This window comes from Castellaniella sp. (genome assembly GCF_047971665.1).
In the GTDB taxonomy this organism is placed as follows: Bacteria; Pseudomonadota; Gammaproteobacteria; order Burkholderiales; family Burkholderiaceae_B; genus Castellaniella.
Window position 1 is genome coordinate 1 of sequence record NZ_JBKEAA010000038.1, and the last position, 6,731, is coordinate 6,731.

Sequence of the window (6,731 nt, forward strand, 5' to 3'; positions counted from 1 at the left end):
GCTGCCAGGACATTCTGATTGCCGTGGTCGATGGCTTGAAGGGCCTGCCCGATGCCATCAACGCGGTCTTCCCGAAGACGACGGTACAGACCTGCATCGTGCATTTGATGCGCAATAGCCTGGATTATGCGGGCTGGAAGGATCGTAAGCCGGTCGCCGCCGCACTCAAGCCCATCTACGCAGCGGCCAACGAGCAGCAGGCCACAGAGGCGCTGACGGCCTTTGCTGCTGGCCCTTGGGGCACGAAATATCCGACCATCGTGGCCGCCTGGGAACGGGCCTGGGAACATGTGGTGCCGTTCTTCATCTTCCCGCCTGACATCCGGCGTGTGATCTACACCACCAACGCCATCGAGAACATGAACCGGCAACTGCGTAAAATCATTAAGAACCGGGGTCAGTTCCCCAATGATGAGGCGGCCGTCAAGCTCCTGTGGCTGGCGCTGCGAAACGTGCTGGCCAAGCCGTCACGATCGGTTCATACGTGGAAAGCAGCCATGAATCAGTTCGCCATCCTGTTCGGTGAACGGTTCACCGAGGCCAGGGATTGAACGATGTCAAACCGCCCCGCCCACAAAAAATCTGACACTCCCTCTGTGCAGGTTCTGATGGGTCAATACAGGCTGGCCTTGGCCCGCTCGTAAGATTCCAGCATTCGGCCCATATTGCTCTTGCCCAGCTGGCGCCGCTTGCCGGGCATCATGGCAATGTGCCACTGCACGTTGCGCCCCAGGTTCTCTTCACGAAGTTGGACACCCCGGTAGCCCGAGTCACCCAAGACCATCTCCTCGTCTCCATGCAACAATGCGTGGGCCTGGGTGACATCACTGATGTTCGCTGCCGTGCCGACGACGGTATGCACCAGGCCGGTCATGTCCACGCCGATGTGCGCCTTCATGCCAAAGTGCCACTGGTTGCCCTTCTTGGTCTGATGCATCTCCGGGTCACGAGTGCCAGTGGCATTCTTGGTAGAGCTGGGCGCCTCAATGATCGTGGCATCGACAATCGTGCCCTTGCGCACCGTGATGCCCTGGTCAGCCAGCAGCAGATTGACCGCTTCCAGCGCATCGGCCGCGATGTCGTGCTTCTCCAGCAGGTGGCGAAAGTTGAGAATCGTCGTCTCGTCGGGGATGCTGCCACGGGTCAGCGACAACTTCGCAAAATTGTGAATCGAGGTGCTGTCGTACAGCGCCTCCTCCATGGCCGGGTCCGACAGGTTGAACCACTGCTGCATGAAGTGGATGCGCAGCATCACTTCCAGCGGGTAGGGCCTGCGCCCGTTGCCCGCCTTCGGGTAGTGCGGTTCGACCAGGTCAGCAAAGACCTTCCAGGGAACCGCGCGTTCCATCTGGGCGAGGAACTTTTCGCGACGGGTCACCTTACGCTTGCCAGCGAACTCGGCATCGGAAAAACTCAACTGGCTCATCGGACATGTCCTGATTGGCTCTCGTTCAACAAACCGTATTCTGACAGGTCATCGGGACTTGTTCAGACCATCCTTAGACTCAGGGCTCTCGAACTCGGTGAATCATGGCCTTGCTCCGTCCTCTTGTGTGACGATTCAGCGTCAATCGTTTGGATCGTGATCTTGCCGTGGGCGATGAAGGCGGATACGCCACAAGGTGTGGTTGGCATTGTGCATGCCGTCTTTCCCGCGACGCCTGGCAGGCGTCATCCATTTTGAGTGCATTGCGCGACAGTACTGACGTGCTGATGCTGATTGCGACCTGGAATTTGCAAATCTTGTATTTCTTTTCGTTTTTTAAATTTCGGATGGCAGGCTTTCTGGATAAACTCTTTTTTCAACAGAAATTCTTGACTCAATATCGGTGCTGCGACAGGGCGGCAGTGGCCCCACAAGCAAGGGGTTCGCAAATTGGAAAGCACCTTTGGTCTGTTCATCAGTCACTCAGGCCCTGTTTGATCAGGGTGATCTTGGCAGTGGGGCGAGAACAGGATCCGCAGCTGGTCAGGGCAGAGTCATGACGCCTTGAGATATCCGGCGCCTATTCTTATCCAATACCACTATTTTCGGTATCAAAATTAATCGGGTAGCACACAAATGTCGCATCGCAAGAATATTCAATTCAACTTTTCATCCATGAATCGCGTTGCCGTGAGCGCCGCGCTCCTGGCTTGCTCCAGCGCATATGGACAAGTTCTGGTCGTGCCGAGCGGCAACGTGACCCTGTCGGGGCAATCCTATGACGCCACCCCGTCGGGAACGGCAGCGGTCATGGCAAGCGGGACTGGCGTGATAGACCTGACGAGCAGTCAGGCGATAGGGACGGGGAAATATACCAATGCCTTGTATGCGACGACCGGTGGACAGATCCTGATGCATGGCGGGTCCGCCTCCCTGGGCGACAATGCCACGGTGATGAGCTATTCACATAGTCCGGTCGTATATGCCTATAACGGTGGGTCGGTCACCCTGGATCGGGGCGCTCAGATCAATATCGGACAAACCGTGGGCTCCAATGCGCTGGGCAATGGAGCCGTGGCGCTCTCCGACAACGGCTCGACCACGACCATCAGTCTGGATGACGTGACCATCACCCGTCTCCAGGGGGGGTACGCGTCCGGCAATACCGGCCGCTATATGCAGGCGACCGGAGTCGGTGCTTCGTTGATCGCCAATCATGTCACGACCGAGGGCCGGGGCACTACGGAGGGGGGGGTGGAGGTGTCGAAGGGCGCCCGGATGACGATCACCAACTCCACGCTGAACCAGGCACGTGTATACAACCTGGCTTCGGGCACGAGCGGGCCGGCAACCCAGCTTTCGATCAGCGATACGACCATCAACGGCAGCGCCGTGCCCATTGGCGTTCTCGGGACGAGCTGGGATGCCACCAATGCGGTTCGCGGCAGCACGTCGCTGACCAATGTAGCCATCGCCCGGGACGGCGACGCTGCCAGCTTCGGAGGGGTTTATAACCACGGCATCTATGGCGCCGGGGTCATGGCTGAAACAACCAGCGATATTGCCGTTCACGGCGGTTCGATCATCACCACCGGCACAAGCTCGATGGGCCTCGAGGCCACCGACAACAGCGCCGGGGTCGCTCAGGGCGGCGCCGGCGTCATCACCGTCGATGCGGTGGGGGCCAAGGGGCCGACCAGCATCCAGACCTCTGGCACCGGGGCCTATGGCGCCTACGCCAACCTGGGTGGCACGATCACCATCGCGGACGGGACAACGATCCGCACCTCCGGCGCCCATGCCGATGGCCTGCGTGCGACGCTGGGCGATGCGCTGAACCCGTCGCTGTCCACGGCGAATGTGGCGCCAGCCTCCATCACCATGAGAGATGGCTCGGTCACCACCACTGGCGCCGACGCGAACGGCGTCTCGCTGGATGGCGGAACAAGTGTCAACCTGCATGATGTGGCGGTGCAGGCCGCTGCTGGCGGGGTGTCGATCACGGATGTAAACCAGAGCGGCAAGGCGAATACGGTCGTGATGACGGGCGGCGAGCTGGCCAGCCAGGGAGATGCCTTTGCCGTGGACGGCGCCAATGCCAGCATTGACGTCAGCGGCACCGCGCCGATCACGCCCGCTTCGGGCAATCTGCTGAGTCTGAGTCATGGCGCGACGGCTACCTTCACCGCCACGGGCGAAACCCTGAACGGCAACATCATTGCGGATGCATCATCCAACGGCGATGTGTATCTCAACAGCGGCACCGTGCTCACTGGCATGGCGGATCGGGTGTCGATGGCGATCGATGCCAGCAGCCGCTGGAATGTCACGGCCAGCTCGGTCGTGACCAGCCTGTCCAATGCCGGCACGATCGCTTTTGCCGCGCCGGCCGACCCCGACGATGCGGCGGGATATTCGACATTGACCGCCAGCAATTATGTCGGCGACAACGGCACGATCCTCCTCAATACCAAGCTGGGCGCGGATGGCTCGCCTTCGAACAAGCTGATCATCGATGGTGGCTCGGCCACGGGAACAACCACGCTGCTGGTGAAGAACACCAATGGCGCCGGCGCCGTGACCACGGGCGACGGCATCATGCTGGTCGATGCGATCAACGGGGCCACGACCAGCCCCGACGCCTTCAGGCTCAGTTCGGCGGTCTCGGCCGGCGCCTACGACTACAACCTGAATTACCAGAACCTCGCCAAGAGCGACCAGAGCTGGTATCTGCGCAGTATTGCAACACCGAGCGGCCCGGCCCTGAGCCCGACCGCGCAAACGGTGCTGCCGTACGCCGACGTGTTGTCGAACTTCGCGCAGGCCACGCTGGGCACGTTGCAGCAGCGTACCGGCAATCGCATCTGGACCGATGGTTCGATAGACGGCCGCGGGGCCTGGGGCCGGGTAGTGGGGCAGCATGCTTCCTATGATCCGAAATCGGGCTCATCCTACACGCAGGGTATCGGCTTTCTGCAGGTCGGCTACGATGGTGTGGCGGTCCGCCGGCCCGATGGTGAGCTGACCGTAGGCGCCTATGCCGCCTTCGGCAAGTCGAGCGCACACATCGATGTGACGCGCGACCCGGTGAGCGGCGCAGCGCGTTCCGGTGGCAAGATCACTTCGACCGGTACCAGCCTGGGCCTGGATGCCACCTGGCTGGGCCAGAACGGCCTGTACGCCGATGCCGTCGGTCAATTCGCCTGGTATGACAGCGATCTCAGCAACAAGCGCGGCACGGACAATCAAGGCTGGTCGGGGGCCGCCAGCCTGGAGCTGGGCAAGCGTTTCGACTTGGGCTCGGGCTGGTCGCTGGTGCCGCAAACCCAGCTGGCCTGGGTTCATGTGGATTTCGACAGTTACATCGACGACGCGGGCAACAAGATCTCGCTGGACAAGGGAGACAGCCTCCAGGGCCGGATCGGTGTGCGGGTGGAAAAACAGTCGGAGTCGGCGACCCGCGATCTGCAACTCTATGGTATTGCCAATCTGGAATATGAGTTCCTGAACGGCACCAGTGTTGAAGTCTCAGGCACCACGCTCGATCAGCGCAATCAGCGGCTGTGGGGTGAGCTCGGTGTGGGGGCAACGTATGTCCTGGATAAAAAATGGAGCCTGTACGCCGAGGCTGACTACGCAACGGCGCTGTCCAGCGGCAGCGGCGACAACTACAGCGTCAGGGGAACTGCGGGATTGCGCTATCGCTGGTAGTGACGGCGGGTCTTGGTCCAGGTGCGGCTGGAACGATGTGACGACCGTGCCTGATGTGCGTCGCCGGGTATCCCCCGGTCCCGGCAAGCCGGGCTGCGGCCTTCGTACCCGTCCTTGACATGGCAGGCATCGGCCCGGCACGTTGTCGCGGGGAGTGTCAGATTTTTTGTCGCGACAAGGTGGCGTCAGGATTAACGACCCGTCCACGGTCGCGTCGTCAAGACTGATTCAGCGTTACCGTCCCCCGGCATAAGCATGACCTTTCGTAATCCCCTTGTGCAACGATTCAGCGCCAACGAGTCAGGCCGGGACTTCGCAGTGGGCGATATCCACGGCTGTTTCAGCAAGTTGGAAACCGCTTTGCGGAAGGTCCGGTTTGCGTCGGAATTCGACCGGCTGTTTTCGGTGGGTGATCTGGTGGATCGCGGGCCGGAATCCCGGCATGTGCTGGATTGGCTGGATCGACCCTGGTTCCATGCCATCTGCGGCAACCATGATTTGATGACTTGGCGCAGGGCCGTCGGCGATCCGTATCCTGCGGTCGATCATGTGGCGCACGGCGGCCAATGGCTGGACCAGCACAGCAAGGCCGAGCAGGAGCGTATCGCACAGCGTCTGCGCGAGTTGCCGCTGGCAATGGAGGTAGGCACTCCGCAAGGCGTGGTTGGCATTGTGCATGCCGATTTCCCCTACGACGACTGGCAGGCCATCCACCATGAACGATTCAGCGCCGATGATCGGGAAGCCTGCCTATGGTCGGCGGATCGTTACCGCACACGGTACACACAGTCCGTCAGGAATGTGTGTGCCGTGGTCCATGGGCATGTCACCTTGTCCAGGATGGCGCAGTTGGGCAATGTCTTCTACATCGATACGGGTGGCTGGCGTGAGGGCGGACAGTTCACGCTGCTGGACTTGCAGTCGCTGAAAGTGGTTTGCTGATCCCGCGTTGACACTTGGTTGACACCCAAGCCGCAGAAAACAAAAAAGCCACCGCAAAGGGTGGCTTCAATGTCCTGATTTAACAGGGATAATTCTGGTGGCGCATCCCTGATTCGAACAGGGGACCTGCGGATTATGATTCCGTCGCTCTAACCGGCTGAGCTAATGCGCCAAAGCCCATTATTATATGGAGTGAACACAAACTTCGCAAGTCGCAGCCCTGTCCAACATCAGATGAGTCTGAAGGGGGCCTGGTGATTCCAACATCAGATGAGTCTGGAGCTTTGGCCGCGGGTCGTCGATCATCGGGAGATGATCTTGACCTTGCACGACGAACGGCTCACCAGCCTGGAGAGCCTGGAACAATTTCTGGCCGGCACCGCTGGGCTCGATCCACAGGTCGCCGACGGCACCGAGGCGCAGCGCCACGCGCACGTCCTGTCGGCGCTGCAGCGCTTTCGCTACCACTCACTCTCACGCGCCACGAAGGGACTGGTCATCGGCTACCTGCTGGCCACCAGCGGCTACTCACGCCAGCACCTGAGCCGATTGATCGCCCGATTCCGCGATCACGCCCCGCTTGGGCAGCGCCACGCGCCCGCGCACGGCTTTACGCGCCGCTACACCGAGGGTGACATCACCGCGCTGGCCA

At 60.7% G+C, this 6,731-nt stretch carries 3 protein-coding genes, 1 tRNA gene and 2 pseudogenes; 4 read left to right on the forward strand and 2 right to left on the reverse strand.

The annotated features are described in order from the left end of the window. On the forward strand, nucleotides 1-551 hold a 551-nt coding region (locus ACK5JE_RS12790), incomplete at its 5' end, for an IS256 family transposase (protein ID WP_416802081.1). 68 nt (nucleotides 552-619) lie between these two features. Here the strand turns inward: ACK5JE_RS12790 and ACK5JE_RS12795 are convergent. Next, a pseudogene (locus ACK5JE_RS12795) lies at nucleotides 620-1,426 on the reverse strand (IS5 family transposase); the annotation flags it as partial. 690 nt (nucleotides 1,427-2,116) lie between these two features. Here ACK5JE_RS12795 and ACK5JE_RS12800 point away from each other — a divergent pair. Continuing rightward, nucleotides 2,117-5,137, forward strand: a complete 3,021-nt coding sequence (locus tag ACK5JE_RS12800; protein ID WP_416802082.1) for an autotransporter outer membrane beta-barrel domain-containing protein — start codon at nucleotides 2,117-2,119, stop codon at nucleotides 5,135-5,137. Nucleotides 5,138-5,392: 255 nt separating this feature from the next. Continuing rightward, nucleotides 5,393-6,079: a metallophosphoesterase gene (locus ACK5JE_RS12805; protein WP_416802083.1), complete on the forward strand. Its 687-nt coding sequence runs from the start codon at nucleotides 5,393-5,395 to the stop codon at nucleotides 6,077-6,079. 95 nt (nucleotides 6,080-6,174) lie between these two features. Here the strand turns inward: ACK5JE_RS12805 and ACK5JE_RS12810 are convergent. Beyond that, nucleotides 6,175-6,251: transfer RNA gene (locus ACK5JE_RS12810), tRNA-Met, on the reverse strand. 146 nt (nucleotides 6,252-6,397) lie between these two features. Between ACK5JE_RS12810 and ACK5JE_RS12815 the strand changes: the two are divergent. After that, nucleotides 6,398-6,731: pseudogene (locus tag ACK5JE_RS12815) on the forward strand (integrase); the annotation flags it as partial.

What these genes read in the sequence shown, in the direction of transcription:
- ACK5JE_RS12805 (WP_416802083.1), top strand. Translation starts at nt 5,393, where the DNA reads ATGACCTTTCGTAATCCCCTTGTGCAACGATTCAGCGCCAACGAGTCA.